We start from the raw sequence: 15409 nt of genomic DNA, 5'->3' as shown, positions 1-15409 counted from the left end.
CTTGGATAGGTTTTCAACCATTCCACCCGATCGAACGGGCGATCAATTCTTCCCGAACCCACTTGTTAGCAGCTGCACGTTACAGAGGCTGTAGCTGCGCCGCTCACAAACGGTTTTCGAGGTGGCAAAAAGGGGGCCAAGCCCCCTTTTTGCTTACTGAGTCAACGCCAAGGCGTCAATTACTCAGCTGCAGCCGCCGGAGCTTCTTCAACGAACTGCTCGGTGCCGCCAGCAACGTGGTTGCGACCGCGGATTACTGCGTCAGCCATCGAACCCATGTACAACTGGATAGCGCGGATTGCGTCATCGTTGCCTGGGATGATGTAGTCAACGCCTTCCGGGCTGCTGTTGGTATCGACTACGCCGATAACCGGGATGCCCAGCTTGTTGGCTTCGGTGATCGCGATGCGCTCGTGATCAACGTCGATAACGAACAGAGCGTCTGGCAGACCGCCCATGTCCTTGATACCACCCAGGGAACGATCGAGCTTCTCAAGATCGCGAGTGCGCATCAGCGCTTCTTTCTTGGTCAGCTTGGCGAAAGTACCGTCTTCGGCTTGAACTTCAAGGTCACGCAGACGCTTGATGGAAGCACGGATGGTTTTGAAGTTGGTCAGCATGCCGCCCAACCAGCGGTGATCGACGTACGGCGAACCGCAACGTGCTGCTTCTTCAGCAACGATCTTGCCAGCGGAACGCTTGGTGCCGACGAACAGAATCTTGTTTTTGCCCTGGGCCAGACGCTCTACGAAAGTCAGAGCTTCGTTGAACATTGGCAGGGTTTTTTCAAGGTTGATAATGTGGATCTTGTTACGCGCGCCGAAAATGTACTTACCCATTTTCGGGTTCCAGTAACGGGTCTGGTGACCGAAGTGCACACCGGCCTTCAGCATATCGCGCATGTTGACTTGGGACATGATAGTTCCTTAATAAGTCGGGTTTGGCCTCCACGTATCCCAATGACCAACCAGCAGCATCAGCTGAAGGCACCCAGGTCATCGTGTCGACACGTGTGTGGATTTAAGCCTTTCGGGGTATCCCCGGAAAGCGGCGCATTTTATATCACAGGGCTGCAAAAAACGGAACCCGGATTCTCGATTCCTGACGCACGACTTCAGCCGCGCCCTTGGAATCTCCCAAGAATGCGCCAATCTATAGAGAGAAGCGATGCACAGAGGCTCAGATTTGCGCTGATCGTCTGTTAGAATCGCGTTTTTCAGGGCCGCGAAGACCGATCGCGCAATGCCCATTTCGTTTTAGCAAGCGCCATCGAGCGCAGAGAGAGCCTGTATGACCGTCACCCTCAAAACCCCCGAGGACATCGCCAAGATGCGTGTCGCCGGCAAACTGGCCGCCGATGTGCTGGAAATGATTGCCGAACATGTCAAGCCGGGCATCACCACCGAAGAACTCGACCGCATCTGCCACGACTACATCGTCAACGAGCAAAAAGCGATCCCTGCCCCGCTCAACTATAAAGGCTACCCGAAGTCGATCTGCACCTCGATCAACCACGTGGTCTGCCACGGCATCCCGAACGAGAAGCCGCTGAAGGATGGCGACACCCTGAACATCGACGTCACCGTCATCAAGGACGGTTTCCACGGCGACACCAGCCGCATGTTCCACGTTGGCACCGTGCCGGTCTGGGCCGAGCGCTTGTCGCAAATCACCCAGGAATGCATGTACAAGGCCATCGAAATCGTCAAACCCGGCTGCCGCTTGGGCGACATCGGTGAAATCATCCAGAAACACGCTGAAAAGAACGGTTTCTCGGTGGTTCGCGAGTTCTGCGGTCACGGCATCGGCAAGGTGTTTCACGAAGAGCCGCAAATCCTGCACTACGGCCGCGCCGGCACCGGCATGGAACTGAAAGCGGGCATGACCTTCACCATCGAGCCGATGATCAACCAGGGCAAGGCCGACACCAAGGTATTGGGCGACGGCTGGACCGCGATCACCAAGGACCGCAAGCTGTCGGCCCAGTGGGAACACACTCTGTTGGTGACCGAGACCGGTTACGAGATCTTTACCTTGCGCGCCGATGACACCATCCCGCGCGTTTCGGCCTGATCCGAACCCAGGCAGCACCCAGCCTTATAGATAGATAGGAAAGCCAATCGATGCCGCAGGTGGATCCCGAACTCTTCGACCGCGGCCAGTTCCAGGCTGAACTGGCCCTGAAGGCAAGCCCGATCGCGGCCTTCAAGAAGGCGATCCGCCAGGCCCGCGAGGTACTCGACGGGCGCTTTCGCAGCGGCCGGGACATTCGCCGGTTGATCGAGGATCGCGCCTGGTTCGTCGATAACATCCTGCAAAAGGCCTGGGAGCAATTTAACTGGAGCGAAGACGCCGACATCGCGCTGGTCGCGGTCGGCGGCTACGGTCGCGGCGAGTTGCATCCTTATTCCGACATCGACCTGCTGATCCTGCTGGACAGCGCCGATCACGAAGTTTTCCGTGATTCCATCGAGCGTTTCCTGACGCTGCTGTGGGACATCGGCCTGGAAGTCGGTCAGAGCGTGCGCTCGGTGGACGAGTGCGCCGTTGAAGCCCGCGCCGACCTGACGGTTGTTACCAACCTGATGGAAAGCCGCACCATCTGCGGGCCCGAGCGCTTGCGCCAGCGCATGCTCGACGTCACCAGCACCGCACATATGTGGCCGAGCAAGGACTTCTTCCTGGCCAAGCGCGCCGAGCAAAAGGCTCGTCACCACAAATACAACGACACCGAATACAACCTGGAACCCAACGTCAAAGGTTCGCCCGGAGGCCTGCGGGACATTCAGACAATTCTGTGGGTGGCCCGCCGCGAATACGGCACCCTGAACCTGCGGGCCCTGGCCGGCGAAGGCTTCCTGGTCGAAAGCGAAAACGCCCTGCTGGCCTCGTCCCAGGAGTTTTTGTGGAAGGTCCGGTACGCGCTGCACATGCTTGCCGGTCGCTCCGAAGACCGCTTGCTGTTCGACCACCAGCGCTCGATCGCCGGGCTGCTGGGTTTCGAGGGCGATGACGCCAAGCACACCATCGAAAACTTCATGCAGCAGTATTACCGGGTGGTCATGAGCATTGCCCAGCTCAGCGACCTGATCATCCAGCACTTCGAGGAAGTCATCCTCGCCCCGGAAGACGAAGCGCCGCCGCAGCCGATCAATTCGCGGTTCCAGTTGCACGATGGCTACATCGAGGCGCGCAACGACAACGTGTTCCGTCGTACGCCGTTCGCCATGCTCGAGATCTTCGTGCTGATGGCCCAGCAGCCGGAAATCAAAGGCGTGCGTGCCGATACCATTCGTCTGCTGCGTGAGCATCGTCACCTGATCGACGACGATTTCCGCAATGACATTCGCAACACCAGCCTGTTCATCGAACTGTTCAAGTGCAAGATCGGCATCCATCGCAACCTGCGCCGGATGAACCGCTACGGGATCCTCGGGCGTTATCTGCCGGAATTCGGCTTCATTGTCGGGCAGATGCAGCACGACCTGTTTCACATCTATACGGTCGACGCCCACACCCTGAATCTGATCAAGCACCTGCGTAAGTTGCAGTACACCCAGGTGTCGGAAAAATTCCCGCTGGCCAGCAAGCTCATGGGCAAACTGCCAAAACCCGAGCTGATTTACCTGGCCGGGCTGTACCACGACATCGGCAAGGGCCGGCACGGCGATCACTCGGAAATCGGTGCGGTGGATGCCGAAGCCTTTTGCCAGCGCCACCAATTGCCGGTATGGGACAGTCGCCTGATCGTCTGGCTGGTGCAGAACCACCTGGTGATGTCGACCACCGCCCAGCGCAAGGATTTGTCCGACCCGCAGGTAATCCACGACTTCGCACAAGCCGTCGCCGACGAAACCCGTCTCGATTATCTGTACGTGCTGACCGTTGCCGACATCAATGCCACCAACCCGACCCTGTGGAATTCCTGGCGGGCCAGCCTCTTGCGTCAGCTCTACACCGAGACCAAGCGCGCCTTGCGCCGCGGCCTGGAAAACCCGGTGGACCGCGAAATGCAGATCCGTCAGACCCAGAGCGCAGCCCTGGACATTCTGGTGCGCGGCGGTACCGATCCGGACGACGTCGAACAGCTGTGGTCGCAATTGGGCGATGACTATTTCCTGCGTCACACCGCCGGCGACGTCGCCTGGCACAGTGACGCGATCCTCCAGCAGCCGGCCGATGGCGGGCCGCTGGTGTTGATCAAGGAAACCACCCAGCGCGAATTCGAGGGTGGCACGCAGATCTTCATCTACGCGCCGGATCAGCATGATTTCTTCGCGGTGACCGTGGCCGCGATGGACCAGCTCAACCTGAACATTCACGACGCCCGGGTCATCACCTCCAGCAGTCAGTTCACCCTCGACACCTACATCGTGCTCGACACGGACGGCGACTCGATCGGCGATAACCCGGCACGGGTCAAGCAGATCCGCGACGGCCTGACCGAAGCCCTGCGCAACCCGGATGATTACCCGACCATCATCCAGCGCCGTGTGCCGCGCCAGCTCAAGCATTTCGCGTTTGCGCCGCAGGTGACGATCCACAACGACGCTCAGCGACCGGTGACGGTGCTGGAACTCAGCGCGCCAGATCGCCCCGGGTTGCTGGCGCGAATCGGCACGATCTTCCTCGAGTTCGATCTGTCGCTGCAGAACGCCAAGATTGCGACCCTCGGTGAACGGGTGGAAGACGTGTTCTTTATCACCGACGCCCACAACCAGCCGCTGTCCGACCCGCTGCTGTGCACCCGCCTGCAGGATGCGATCGTTGAACAGCTGAGCGTCAGCCAGGAACCCGATATCAAACTGTCCCGACTCAGTATCTGAGTTAACACATTTTCCCCTGTGGGAGCAGGCTCCCTCCCACATTTAAAGAGGCCCCCATGAACAACGCTTTGTCCCAGTTGCAGCCCTACCCGTTCGAGAAGCTCCGCGCCCTGCTCGGCAGCGTCACGCCAAACCCGGACAAGCGCGCCATCGCGCTGTCCATCGGCGAGCCGAAGCACCGTTCGCCAAGCTTTGTCGCCGAAGCCCTGGCTAGCAATCTGGATCAGATGGCCGTTTATCCGACCACCCTCGGCATCCCGGCCCTGCGTGAAGCCATCGCCGCATGGTGCGAACGCCGCTTCAGCGTCCCGAACGGCTGGCTCGACCCGGCGCGCAACATACTGCCGGTCAACGGCACCCGCGAAGCGCTGTTTGCCTTCACCCAGACCGTGGTCAACCGTGGCGATGATGCGTTGGTCGTCAGCCCGAACCCGTTCTATCAGATCTACGAAGGCGCGGCGTTCCTCGCCGGGGCCAAGCCGCACTACCTGCCATGCCTGAACGAAAACGGCTTCAACCCGGATTTCGACGCTGTTTCGCCGGACATCTGGAAACGCTGCCAGATCCTGTTCCTGTGCTCGCCAGGTAACCCGACCGGTGCACTGATTCCGGTCGACACCCTGAAAAAACTGATCGCCCTCGCTGACGAATACGACTTCGTCATTGCTGCGGACGAGTGCTACAGCGAACTGTATTTCGACGAACAAACCCCACCGGCCGGCCTGCTTAGCGCCTGCGTCGAACTGGGCCGCAAGGATTTCAAGCGTTGCGTGGTGTTCCACAGCCTGTCCAAGCGCTCCAACCTGCCAGGCCTGCGCTCGGGTTTTGTGGCCGGCGATGCCGACATACTCAAGGGCTTCCTGCTCTATCGCACCTACCACGGCTGCGCGATGCCGGTTCAGACCCAACTGGCCAGCGTCGCCGCGTGGAATGACGAAGTGCATGTACGCGCCAACCGTGCGCTGTACCGCGAGAAATATGATGCGGTACTGGAAATTCTCGGCCCGGTAATGGACGTGCAACGTCCAGATGGCGGCTTTTACTTGTGGCCGAATGTTGAAGGCGACGACGAGGCGTTCTGCCGTGATCTGTTTGTTGAAGAACACGTGACGGTGGTGCCGGGTTCTTATCTGTCCCGTGAAGTGGACGGATTTAATCCGGGCGCAGGCCGTGTGCGCATGGCGTTGGTTGCGCCGTTGGCTGAGTGTGTTGAAGCGGCCAAGCGGATTCGCGCATTTATTACCAGCAAGCAGTAAGCCATGAAACCGTGCCAGTCAATCTGGCACGGAAACTTGTACTATCAGCACCCTACTTCAATACAAACAACCCTGCTCAATTATAAGACACCAACGTTTTTATAAAACCATATTGCTTGCCGAGTGCAATACCCGGCAACTCTAACAACACCAAGTAACACATCCCGCAAGTTCTCCCCTTTACCAAATCCAATACCAACACTAGATTCTACTTCCGCAGACAAATCTGCTCCTTCACTAATAAACAAGGAAGTTAAATCATGTACTCCACAGTAACTTTTACGATCACGATGCCCGAAAACCTAGAAGCGCCCAGCAACTTTGCATTTAAACGACACACCCCTACTCAGATTTTCCCAGGAGTAGCAGAATAATGTGGGCCAAGAAAAACCCTTCCAAACTCTGGACTCCCGGCCGCACTCTACGCATCGCCTTCCTCAATGGCACCGAAGAGTTCAAGGCCGCGACCATCGCTGCCGCCAGCAATTGGCTGCCGCACATCAATTTAAAATTCGACTTCGTCGAAGGTAAAGAAGGCGACATCCGCATACTTAGCGAGGAAGGAACGTTCTCGTCTACCGTCGGCACAGACGCATTGTTATCTACAGATGAACCGACGATGAGGCTCTGGCCACACTCACCGATTCACGCACGTTATTTTGCAGCCAATGTAATGCATGAATTCGGCCATATGCTGGGGGCCGAACATGAGCAGACCAACCCGACAGCCAACATCCCCTGGAACACGTCAGCCTTTTATGCAGAGCATGGATTAACCGACAACCCTGAAAAAGACGACTACCAAGCCAAAAGGACACGAGAAACGCTGCACCAATGGTATCTGGATCGCGCAGCCCCCGACACGAGCATTTATTCAGAGTACGACCGAAAGTCGATCATGCACTACGTCATCTACCAATCCTGGACCGAGGGCGACTTCGCGGTCTATCCCATTCTTGATCTCAGCGAAAAAGACAAGGCTTTCATGTCAAAAGCGTATTCCTATCAGGAAAGCGAATGAGGCAGGCACGTTTTCGCCCTACATTAAAAATACTTACCCACCTTAAACAAGGAAGTTTTTAGATGTGCAAATTATCATCCTGTATAGCGTTCAAGCCTGAAAACGAACACGCATCGTACGAGGCAGCAATCAATGCAAATCCAGATAACGCACCCCAACCTGCACCCGGTGGCGCAAGCATCAGTGCTATTGCCAAACACACAAAATTTTGGCCAAGGCATCGCTGGTTAACCATCTCCTTCGTCGACAACCCACCCGAATCATTACAAGACGCAATCGAACAGCTTATTTGGCAATGGGACCCGCACGTCAGCCTGATTTTCGGCTTATCCAAGGATGCCAATGCGGACATCAGAATTTCGACAAACACGCAGCTGAATGGCTCCTGCATCGGGACTGATGCGCTGACTGTTGAAGCTGGCGAACCGACAATGTGGATCGGCCTCAAACCTGCTGACCCAGATTTCAAGGTGACTGTTTTGCATGAGTTTGGCCACGCATTGGGCCTGGAACATGAACACCAACACCCTCGAGCGAATATTCCGTGGAACAAACCAAAAGTCTATAAAACCTATGCTTCGCAATACGGTTGGGACAAAGAGACGGTTGATGAGCAGATATTCACACCAAAAGTCGCGGACAGCTTGCGAAACGCCCCCTACGATAAAACCTCGATTATGCATTACCCCATCCCGAAGGAATTTACCGATGGCGTTTGGGAAGTCGGCACCTATTCGGAGTTGAGTGAACAAGACATAAAGTCCATTAAAGAGTTTTATCCAAAGACCAGCGCCTGACTTCAGCCCACTTACGACGTTGTTCGTCCGGATTTTTTCCGTACCGCGACAACAGCGCCGACCTCGGTGAACAGCAGCGAGGGCAAGAACAGGAAGTGGAAGATACCGATTCAGCGTCACATGCAATGCGAGAGTCGGCCAGGCCAACAAGGTGCCCGCGCCGATTTGCACCAGCGGCAACGGCAACGGCAACGGCAGCAGGATTACCTGCCCGATCAGACTTGAAACGCCAAATCCTTGTGGGAGCGAGCCTGCTCGCGAAAAAGGACAGACATTCACTCGAGATGTCGCCTGATGTACCGCTTTCGCGAGCAAGCCCGCTCCCACAGGTTTTGCGCTGGCATGACAACCGCAGCCGACGCGAAACCGTCCGGTCATGGCATAATCCGTCACCTTTAATTTCCAGCACCTGCAAAGGGGCAATTCCTTGACCGTTTCAAGCAAAACGTTGCACCTTTTCGGCATCAAAGCCTGCGACACCATGAAAAAGGCGCGCACCTGGCTCGATGAACACGCTGTCAGCTATGACTTCCATGATTACAAGACGGCCGGAATCGACCGTGAACACCTGACCCAATGGTGCGACGAGCACGGCTGGCAAGTGGTGTTGAACCGTGCAGGCACGACCTTTCGCAAACTCGATGACGAACGCAAAGCCGATCTCGACCAAGCAAAAGCCATCGAACTGATGCTCGCACAACCCTCGATGATCAAGCGCCCGGTGCTTGATCTCGGTGACCGAACCCTGATTGGCTTCAAGCCAGATATCTACGCGGCAGCTCTCAAGTAAGGCAGCCCGTTCCATTTTGTTAGAGGTATCAACATGTCCACTACTCTGTTCAGCCTGGCCTTTGGTGTCGGCACTCAAAACCGTCAAGGCGCATGGCTGGAAGTGTTTTACGCACAGCCACTGCTCAACCCGTCGGCCGAACTGGTCGCGGCCATCGCGCCGGTTCTGGGCTACACCGAAGGCAATCAGGCCATCGCGTTCAGCACCGCTCAGGCTTCGCAACTGGCTGAAGCGCTGAAAGGCGTCGACGCTACACAGGCTGCCTTGCTGACCCGTCTGGCCGAGAGCCACAAGCCGCTGGTTGCCACCATTCTGGCTGAAGACGCGCAACTGACCTCCACGCCTGAGGCTTACCTCAAGCTGCATCTGCTGTCCCATCGCCTGGTCAAGCCGCACGGCCTGAACCTGGCGGGCGTGTTCCCGTTGCTACCGAACGTGGCCTGGACCAGCCAGGGCGCAATCGACCTGGCCGAACTGGCCGAACATCAACTGGAGGCCCGTCTGCGCGGCGAGCTGCTGGAAGTGTTCTCGGTAGACAAGTTCCCGAAAATGACCGACTACGTGGTTCCGGCCGGCGTGCGTATCGCTGACGCGGCGCGTATTCGTCTGGGCGCTTACGTCGGCGAAGGCACCACCGTCATGCACGAAGGTTTCGTCAACTTCAACGCCGGCACCGAAGGCCCGGGCATGATCGAAGGTCGTGTGTCGGCTGGCGTGTTCGTCGGCAAGGGCTCGGACCTGGGCGGCGGTTGCTCGACCATGGGCACCCTGTCGGGTGGCGGCAACATCGTGATCAAGGTCGGCGAAGGCTGCCTGATCGGCGCGAACGCCGGTATCGGTATTCCGTTGGGCGACCGCAACACCGTTGAGTCGGGCCTGTACGTGACCGCGGGTACCAAAGTGGCGCTGCTGGATGAAAAAAATCAGCTGGTCAAAGTCGTGAAGGCCCGTGAACTGGCCGGTCAGCCTGACCTGCTGTTCCGCCGCAATTCGGAAACCGGCGCCGTGGAATGCAAAACCCACAAATCGGCGATCGAACTGAACGAAGCGCTGCACGCTCACAACTAAGCAGCGCGTTAAACGATCCTCTGACCTGTAGGAGCGAGGCTTGCCCGCGAAGCTTTTGGCGGCCTCGAGGGCCCCTTCGCGAGCAAGCTTCGCTCCTACAGGGACATGAAGGTCAGGCGTACATTCGCCCATGTTTACCAGGGCCCGATAGCATGATGATTCCCTCTCCCTGGCGCGCCGATTTTCCGGCCATCGCCGCATTACAACGGCAAGACCAGACGTATCTGGACAACGCCGCCACCACGCAAAAACCTCAAGCCCTGCTGGATGCCCTGGCGCATTACTACGCCAATGGCGCGGCCAACGTGCATCGGGCGCAACACTTGCCCGGCGCCCATGCCACCCAGGCCTTCGAGGCCAGCCGCAGCAAAGTCGCCCAATGGCTGAATGCTGGCGAGTGCGGGCAGATCATCTTTACCCACGGCGCGACTTCCGCGCTGAACCTCCTGGCGTATGGCCTGGAACACTTATTCAACCCGGGCGATGAGATTGTCATCAGCGCCCTGGAGCATCACGCCAACCTGCTGCCATGGCAACAGCTGGCCCTGCGTCGCGACTTGAAACTGGTAATCCTGCCCCTGGACGCTGACGGCTTGATCGACCTTGACTCCGCCGCACAATTGATCGGCCCGAACACCCGCTTGCTGGCGGTCAGTCAGCTGTCCAACGTACTCGGCGCCTGGCAGCCCTTGTCCGCCTTGCTGGCGATGGCCAAGGCGCACGACGCGTTGACCGTGGTCGATGGCGCGCAAGGCGTGGTTCATGGCCGGCATGACGTGCAGGCGCTGGGTTGCGACTTTTATGTGTTCTCCAGCCACAAGCTCTATGGCCCCGACGGCTTGGGCGTTCTGTTCGGTCGCCATGAAGCGCTGAAACAACTGCGCCATTGGCAGTTCGGCGGCGAGATGGTGCTGGATGCGGATTACCACAGCGCACGCTTTCGCCCCGCTCCACTGGGGTTTGAGGCGGGCACACCGCCGATTGCCGGTGTGATCGGCTTGGGGGCTACGCTGGATTATCTCGCGGGGCTGGATCAGGACGCTGTGTCTGCCCATGAAACGGCGCTGCATGACTATTTGTTGAAGGGTCTTGAAGCGCGCAATGGCATTCGACTGTTGGGCAAGCCGCAACTGGCGCTGGCCAGTTTTGTCGTCGAGGGTGTGCATAACTCGGATCTGGCGCATCTGCTGACGGAACAGGGCATCGCGGTGCGCGCCGGACATCACTGCGCCATGCCGCTGCTCAAAAGCTTCGAACTGGCCGGGGCGATCCGGGTGTCGTTGGCGCTGTACAACAATTCCGAAGACCTGGAGCGGTTCTTTGAAGCGCTGGATCAGGCTCTGGAGCTGTTGCGATGAGCTTGCCGGCCGATGCCGTTGTTGCACTCGAAACCTTTCAAAATGCTGCAGGCTGGGAACAGCGGGCGCGGCTGTTGATGCAATGGGGCGACCGCCTGCCTGCGTTGAGTGATGTGGATAAGGTGGAGGCCAACCGTGTGCATGGCTGTGAAAGCCAGATGTGGCTGGTGGCTTCGCTGGATGACGGTCACTGGCAGTTTGCGGCCAGCAGCGATGCGCGAATGATTCGAGGGTTGGTGGCGTTGCTGCTGGCGCGGGTTAACGGGTTGTCGGCGGATGAGTTGCGGCAGGTGGATTTGCCGCAATGGTTTGATCAGCTTGGCTTGTCGCGGCAACTGTCACCTTCGCGCAGTAATGGCCTTAATGCCGTGCTACAGCGGATGCGGGAGTTGTCTACGCCCCTGTAGGAGCGAGCGGTGCGGCGATCCGACTTGCCCGCGAAAGCGGTGTGTCAGGTAAGACGCCTTCGCGGGCAAGCCTCGCTCCTACAGGATTTGTGCGAAGGTCAGGCAGGTTTAACCCGATCCGCCGGGCGCCGAACGCCCGCCACAATCTTATCCACAGCCTTGGTCGCCGCGACCATGCCGAACGTCGCCGTCACCATCATCACCGCGCCAAACCCGCCGGCGCAATCGAGCTTCACGCCATCGCCGACAAAACTTTTCTGCAAACAAATGCTGCCATCCGGCTTCGGATAGCGCAGTTGTTCGGTCGAAAACACGCACGGCACGCTGTAATGACGGGTCACAGTGCGTGAGAAGTTGTAATCCCGGCGCAGGGTCGAGCGCACTTTCGAGGCCAACGGGTCATTGAAGGTCCGGTTCAGGTCGCAGACCTGAATCAGCGTCGGGTCGATCTGCCCGCCCGCCCCGCCGGTGGTGATGATCTGGATCTTGCGACGTTTGCACCAGGCAATCAGCGCCGCCTTAGCATTCACGCTGTCGATGCAATCGATCACGCAGTCGATGTTCGGCGTGATGTACTCGGCCATGGTCTCGCGCGTCACGAAATCCGCCACCGCGTGCACGGTGCAGTCCGGGTTGATCCCGCGTAAACGCTCGGCCATGACCTCGACCTTGGGTTTGCCTACGGTGCTGTCCAGCGCGTGCAACTGACGGTTGGCGTTGCTGACGCAGACGTCATCGAGGTCGAACAGGGAAATTTCGCCCACGCCACACCGGGCGATGGCTTCCGCCGCCCAGGAACCGACGCCACCGACGCCGACGATGGCCACATGGGCCGCGCGCAGCCGCTCAAGGCCGTCGATGCCATACAAACGGGCGATGCCTGCAAACCGCGGATCTTCTGTACTCATGACCATTACCCTAAAAACCGGCGCGCATTATAGGGCTACCGGCCAACAAGATCTAAGTTACCGCGACAAGTGTAAGAACTTATACGAAACGGGATTGCCAAACGTAAGGCATTTCCCTGTCAGCTATACGCTCAGGGAATGCCCGGTGTAGGATGCGCGCCCCTTGGCACACGCCGACCGGTCCTTCGTTCCACAGCCTTTGGAACCTGAAATAGCTATGTCATCGCGTAAATTTGGACTCAACCTGGTCGTGGTGCTCGCCATCGCAGCCTTGTTTACCGGCTTCTGGGCGTTGATCAATCGCCCGGTCACCGCTCCCAACTGGCCTGAACAGATCTCCGGCTTTTCGTATTCGCCGTTTCAACAAGGCCAGTACCCACAAAAAGAGCAGTACCCGACCGACGATGAGATGCGTCGCGATCTGGAGATCATGAGCAAGCTCACGGACAACATCCGTACTTACTCAGTCGACGGTTCCCTTGGGGACATCCCCAAACTGGCGGAAGAATTCGGCTTGCGGGTCACCCTCGGTATCTGGATCAGCCCGGACGAGGTGCGCAACGAGCGTGAGATCCTGCGCGCCATCGAACTCGCCAACACCTCCCGTAGTGTGGTTCGCGTGGTGGTAGGCAACGAGGCGATCTTCCGTAAGGAAATTACCGCCGCGGAACTCAGCATTATTCTGGATCGCGTTCGCGCCGCGGTGAAAGTGCCGGTGACCACGTCCGAGCAATGGCACGTCTGGGAAGAGAACCCGAGCCTGGCCAAGCACGTCGACCTGATCGCCGCCCACGTCCTGCCGTATTGGGAACATGTGCCGATGGAGCAATCCGGGCAGTTTGTACTCGACCGTGCCCGTGATCTGAAAAAAATGTTCCCGAAAAAGCCGCTGTTGCTGTCGGAAGTCGGCTGGCCGAGCAACGGCCGCATGCGCGGTGGCGCCGACGCATCGCCGGCGGATCAGGCGATTTACCTGCGCACGCTGGTCAACAAGCTCAACCGCCAGGGTTTCAACTACTTCGTGATCGAAGCGTTTGACCAACCGTGGAAGGCCAGCGACGAAGGTTCGGTGGGCGCTTACTGGGGTGTTTTCAACGCCGCGCGCCAGCAGAAATTCAACTTCGACGGACCGGTCGTTGCGATCCCGCAATGGCGCGTGCTGGCGGTCGGCTCGGTGGTCTTGGCCCTGCTGTCCCTGACCCTGTTGATGATCGATGGCTCGGCCTTGCGTCAACGGGGCCGTACCTTCCTGACCTTCATCGCCTTCCTTTGTGGGTCGGTACTGGTGTGGATCGGTTACGACTACAGCCTGCAATACAGCACCTGGTTCAGCCTGACGGTCGGGTTCCTCCTCGCCCTCGGCGCACTCGGGGTCTTCATTGTGCTGCTGACCGAGGCGCATGAACTGGCCGAAGCGGTCTGGACCCACAAGCGTCGGCGTGAATTCCTGCCGGTGGTGGGCGATTCGGACTACCGACCAAAAGTGTCGATCCACGTCCCTTGCTACAACGAGCCGCCGGAGATGGTCAAACAGACCCTCAACGCCTTGGCCAACCTCGACTATCCGGACTTCGAAGTCCTGATCATCGACAACAACACCAAGGACCCGGCGGTCTGGGAACCGGTGCGCGATTACTGCGAAACCCTCGGCCCGCGCTTCAAGTTCTTCCACGTCGCACCGTTGGCCGGCTTCAAGGGCGGCGCGCTGAATTACCTGATTCCGCACACCGCCAAGGATGCCGAAGTGATTGCGGTGATCGACTCCGATTACTGCGTCGACCCGAACTGGCTCAAGCACATGGTGCCGCACTTCGCCGACCCGAAAATCGCTGTGGTGCAGTCGCCACAGGATTATCGCGATCAGAACGAAAGCACCTTCAAGAAGCTCTGCTATGCGGAATACAAAGGCTTCTTCCACATCGGCATGGTCACCCGCAACGACCGTGACGCGATCATCCAGCACGGCACCATGACCATGACCCGGCGTTCGGTGCTCGAGGAACTCGGCTGGGCCGACTGGTGCATCTGTGAAGACGCCGAGTTGGGCCTGCGCGTGTTCGAAAAAGGTCTATCGGCGGCGTATTACCACACCAGCTACGGCAAAGGCCTGATGCCTGATACCTTTATCGACTTCAAGAAACAGCGTTTCCGCTGGGCCTATGGTGCGATTCAGATCATCAAGCGTCACACCAACAGCCTGTTGCGCGGCAAGGGCACCGAGCTGACCCGTGGCCAGCGCTACCACTTCCTCGCGGGCTGGTTGCCGTGGGTGGCGGACGGCATGAACATCTTCTTCACCGTTGGCGCGCTGTTGTGGTCGGCGGCGATGATCATCGTGCCGCAGCGGGTCGATCCGCCGTTGCTGATTTTCGCGATCCCGCCACTGGCGCTGTTCGTGTTCAAGGTTGGCAAGATTATCTTCCTCTACCGTCGTGCGGTCGGGGTCAACCTCAAGGATGCGTTCTGCGCGGCACTGGCCGGGCTGGCGTTGTCGCATACCATCGCCAAAGCGGTGCTGTACGGCTTCTTCACCAGCAGCATTCCGTTTTTCCGCACACCCAAGAACGCCGATAACCACGGCTTCTGGGTGGCGATTTCGGAAGCGCGCGAAGAAGTGTTCATCATGTTGCTGTTGTGGGGCGCGGCGCTGGGGATTTACCTGGTGAACGGCATGCCGAGCAACGACATGCGCTTCTGGGTGGCCATGTTGCTGGTGCAGTCGCTGCCGTACCTGGCGGCGCTGATCATGGCGTTCCTGTCTTCGCTGCCGAAACCGGCACCTGAGGCCGAAACGGCACCGGCAGTCTAAATCTGCGCAGATGCACTAAACGGCGGCCAATGGCCGCCGTTTTGCTTTAAGATAACCGCCATTTTGCAGGGCTTGGCGTGATATCCATCCCTGTGGGAGCCAGCCTGCTGGCGATGGCAATGTAACAATCAACGTTTATGTTGACTGACACACCGCCATCGCCAGCAGG

12 protein-coding genes and 1 pseudogene are annotated in these 15409 nt (G+C 58.4%); 10 read left to right on the top strand and 3 right to left on the bottom strand.

Annotation, left to right across the window (positions count from 1 at the left end; translation table 11 throughout):
* Positions 1–179 precede the first annotated feature (179 nt).
* Positions 180–917, bottom strand: coding sequence for a 30S ribosomal protein S2 (gene rpsB, locus ACYZTY_RS04255; protein WP_007907989.1), 738 nt, complete (start codon positions 915–917; stop codon positions 180–182).
* A 373-nt stretch (positions 918–1290) separates the two neighbouring features.
* On the opposite strand from rpsB, the gene map reads away from it, so the two are divergent.
* The 5 genes from map (at position 1291) to ACYZTY_RS04230 (ending at position 7900) form a co-directional block, all read left to right on the top strand.
* A complete protein-coding gene (map, locus tag ACYZTY_RS04250; RefSeq protein WP_461957434.1) occupies positions 1291–2073 on the top strand; it encodes a type I methionyl aminopeptidase in 783 nt (260 codons plus the stop codon).
* 50 nt (positions 2074–2123) lie between these two features.
* On the top strand, positions 2124–4826 hold the full coding sequence (locus tag ACYZTY_RS04245) for a [protein-PII] uridylyltransferase (protein WP_461957433.1): 2703 nt from the start codon (positions 2124–2126) through the stop codon (positions 4824–4826).
* A 56-nt stretch (positions 4827–4882) separates the two neighbouring features.
* A complete protein-coding gene (dapC, locus tag ACYZTY_RS04240) occupies positions 4883–6082 on the top strand; it encodes a succinyldiaminopimelate transaminase (RefSeq protein WP_461957432.1) in 1200 nt (399 codons plus the stop codon).
* A 373-nt stretch (positions 6083–6455) separates the two neighbouring features.
* A complete protein-coding gene (locus ACYZTY_RS04235; RefSeq protein ID WP_461957431.1) occupies positions 6456–7103 on the top strand; it encodes a zinc metalloprotease in 648 nt (215 codons plus the stop codon).
* Positions 7104–7165: 62 nt separating this feature from the next.
* Entirely contained in the window at positions 7166–7900 is a 735-nt protein-coding gene (locus ACYZTY_RS04230) for a M12 family metallopeptidase (RefSeq protein WP_461957430.1), read from the top strand.
* A gap of 62 nt (positions 7901–7962) precedes the next feature.
* Here ACYZTY_RS04230 and ACYZTY_RS04225 read toward each other — a convergent pair.
* Positions 7963–8179, bottom strand: a pseudogene (locus ACYZTY_RS04225) (hypothetical protein); the annotation flags it as partial.
* A gap of 202 nt (positions 8180–8381) precedes the next feature.
* Between ACYZTY_RS04225 and ACYZTY_RS04220 the strand changes: the two are divergent.
* The 4 genes from ACYZTY_RS04220 (at position 8382) to ACYZTY_RS04205 (ending at position 11523) form a co-directional block, all read left to right on the top strand.
* Positions 8382–8690, top strand: a complete 309-nt coding sequence (locus ACYZTY_RS04220) for an arsenate reductase (protein WP_229801834.1) — start codon at positions 8382–8384, stop codon at positions 8688–8690.
* A gap of 33 nt (positions 8691–8723) precedes the next feature.
* Positions 8724–9758, top strand: coding sequence for a 2,3,4,5-tetrahydropyridine-2,6-dicarboxylate N-succinyltransferase (gene dapD, locus ACYZTY_RS04215; RefSeq protein WP_461957429.1), 1035 nt, complete (start codon positions 8724–8726; stop codon positions 9756–9758).
* A 152-nt stretch (positions 9759–9910) separates the two neighbouring features.
* Positions 9911–11116, top strand: a complete 1206-nt coding sequence (locus ACYZTY_RS04210) for an aminotransferase class V-fold PLP-dependent enzyme (RefSeq protein ID WP_461957428.1) — start codon at positions 9911–9913, stop codon at positions 11114–11116.
* Positions 11113–11523, top strand: a complete 411-nt coding sequence (locus ACYZTY_RS04205) for a SufE family protein (protein WP_461957427.1) — start codon at positions 11113–11115, stop codon at positions 11521–11523. The genes ACYZTY_RS04210 and ACYZTY_RS04205 overlap by 4 nt, the downstream gene beginning before the upstream one ends.
* A gap of 98 nt (positions 11524–11621) precedes the next feature.
* On the opposite strand, the gene tcdA is transcribed toward ACYZTY_RS04205, so the two are convergent.
* On the bottom strand, positions 11622–12431 hold the full coding sequence (gene tcdA, locus ACYZTY_RS04200) for a tRNA cyclic N6-threonylcarbamoyladenosine(37) synthase TcdA (protein ID WP_461957426.1): 810 nt from the start codon (positions 12429–12431) through the stop codon (positions 11622–11624).
* A gap of 217 nt (positions 12432–12648) precedes the next feature.
* On the opposite strand from tcdA, the gene ACYZTY_RS04195 reads away from it, so the two are divergent.
* On the top strand, positions 12649–15240 hold the full coding sequence (locus tag ACYZTY_RS04195) for a glycosyltransferase (protein ID WP_461957425.1): 2592 nt from the start codon (positions 12649–12651) through the stop codon (positions 15238–15240).
* The last annotated feature ends 169 nt before the right edge of the window (positions 15241–15409 follow it).

The sequence above is a fragment of the Pseudomonas sp. LB1P83 genome (assembly GCF_054897885.1).
Note: the sequence above shows the minus strand (reverse complement) of the source record. Positions and strands in the feature narration are given on the sequence as shown.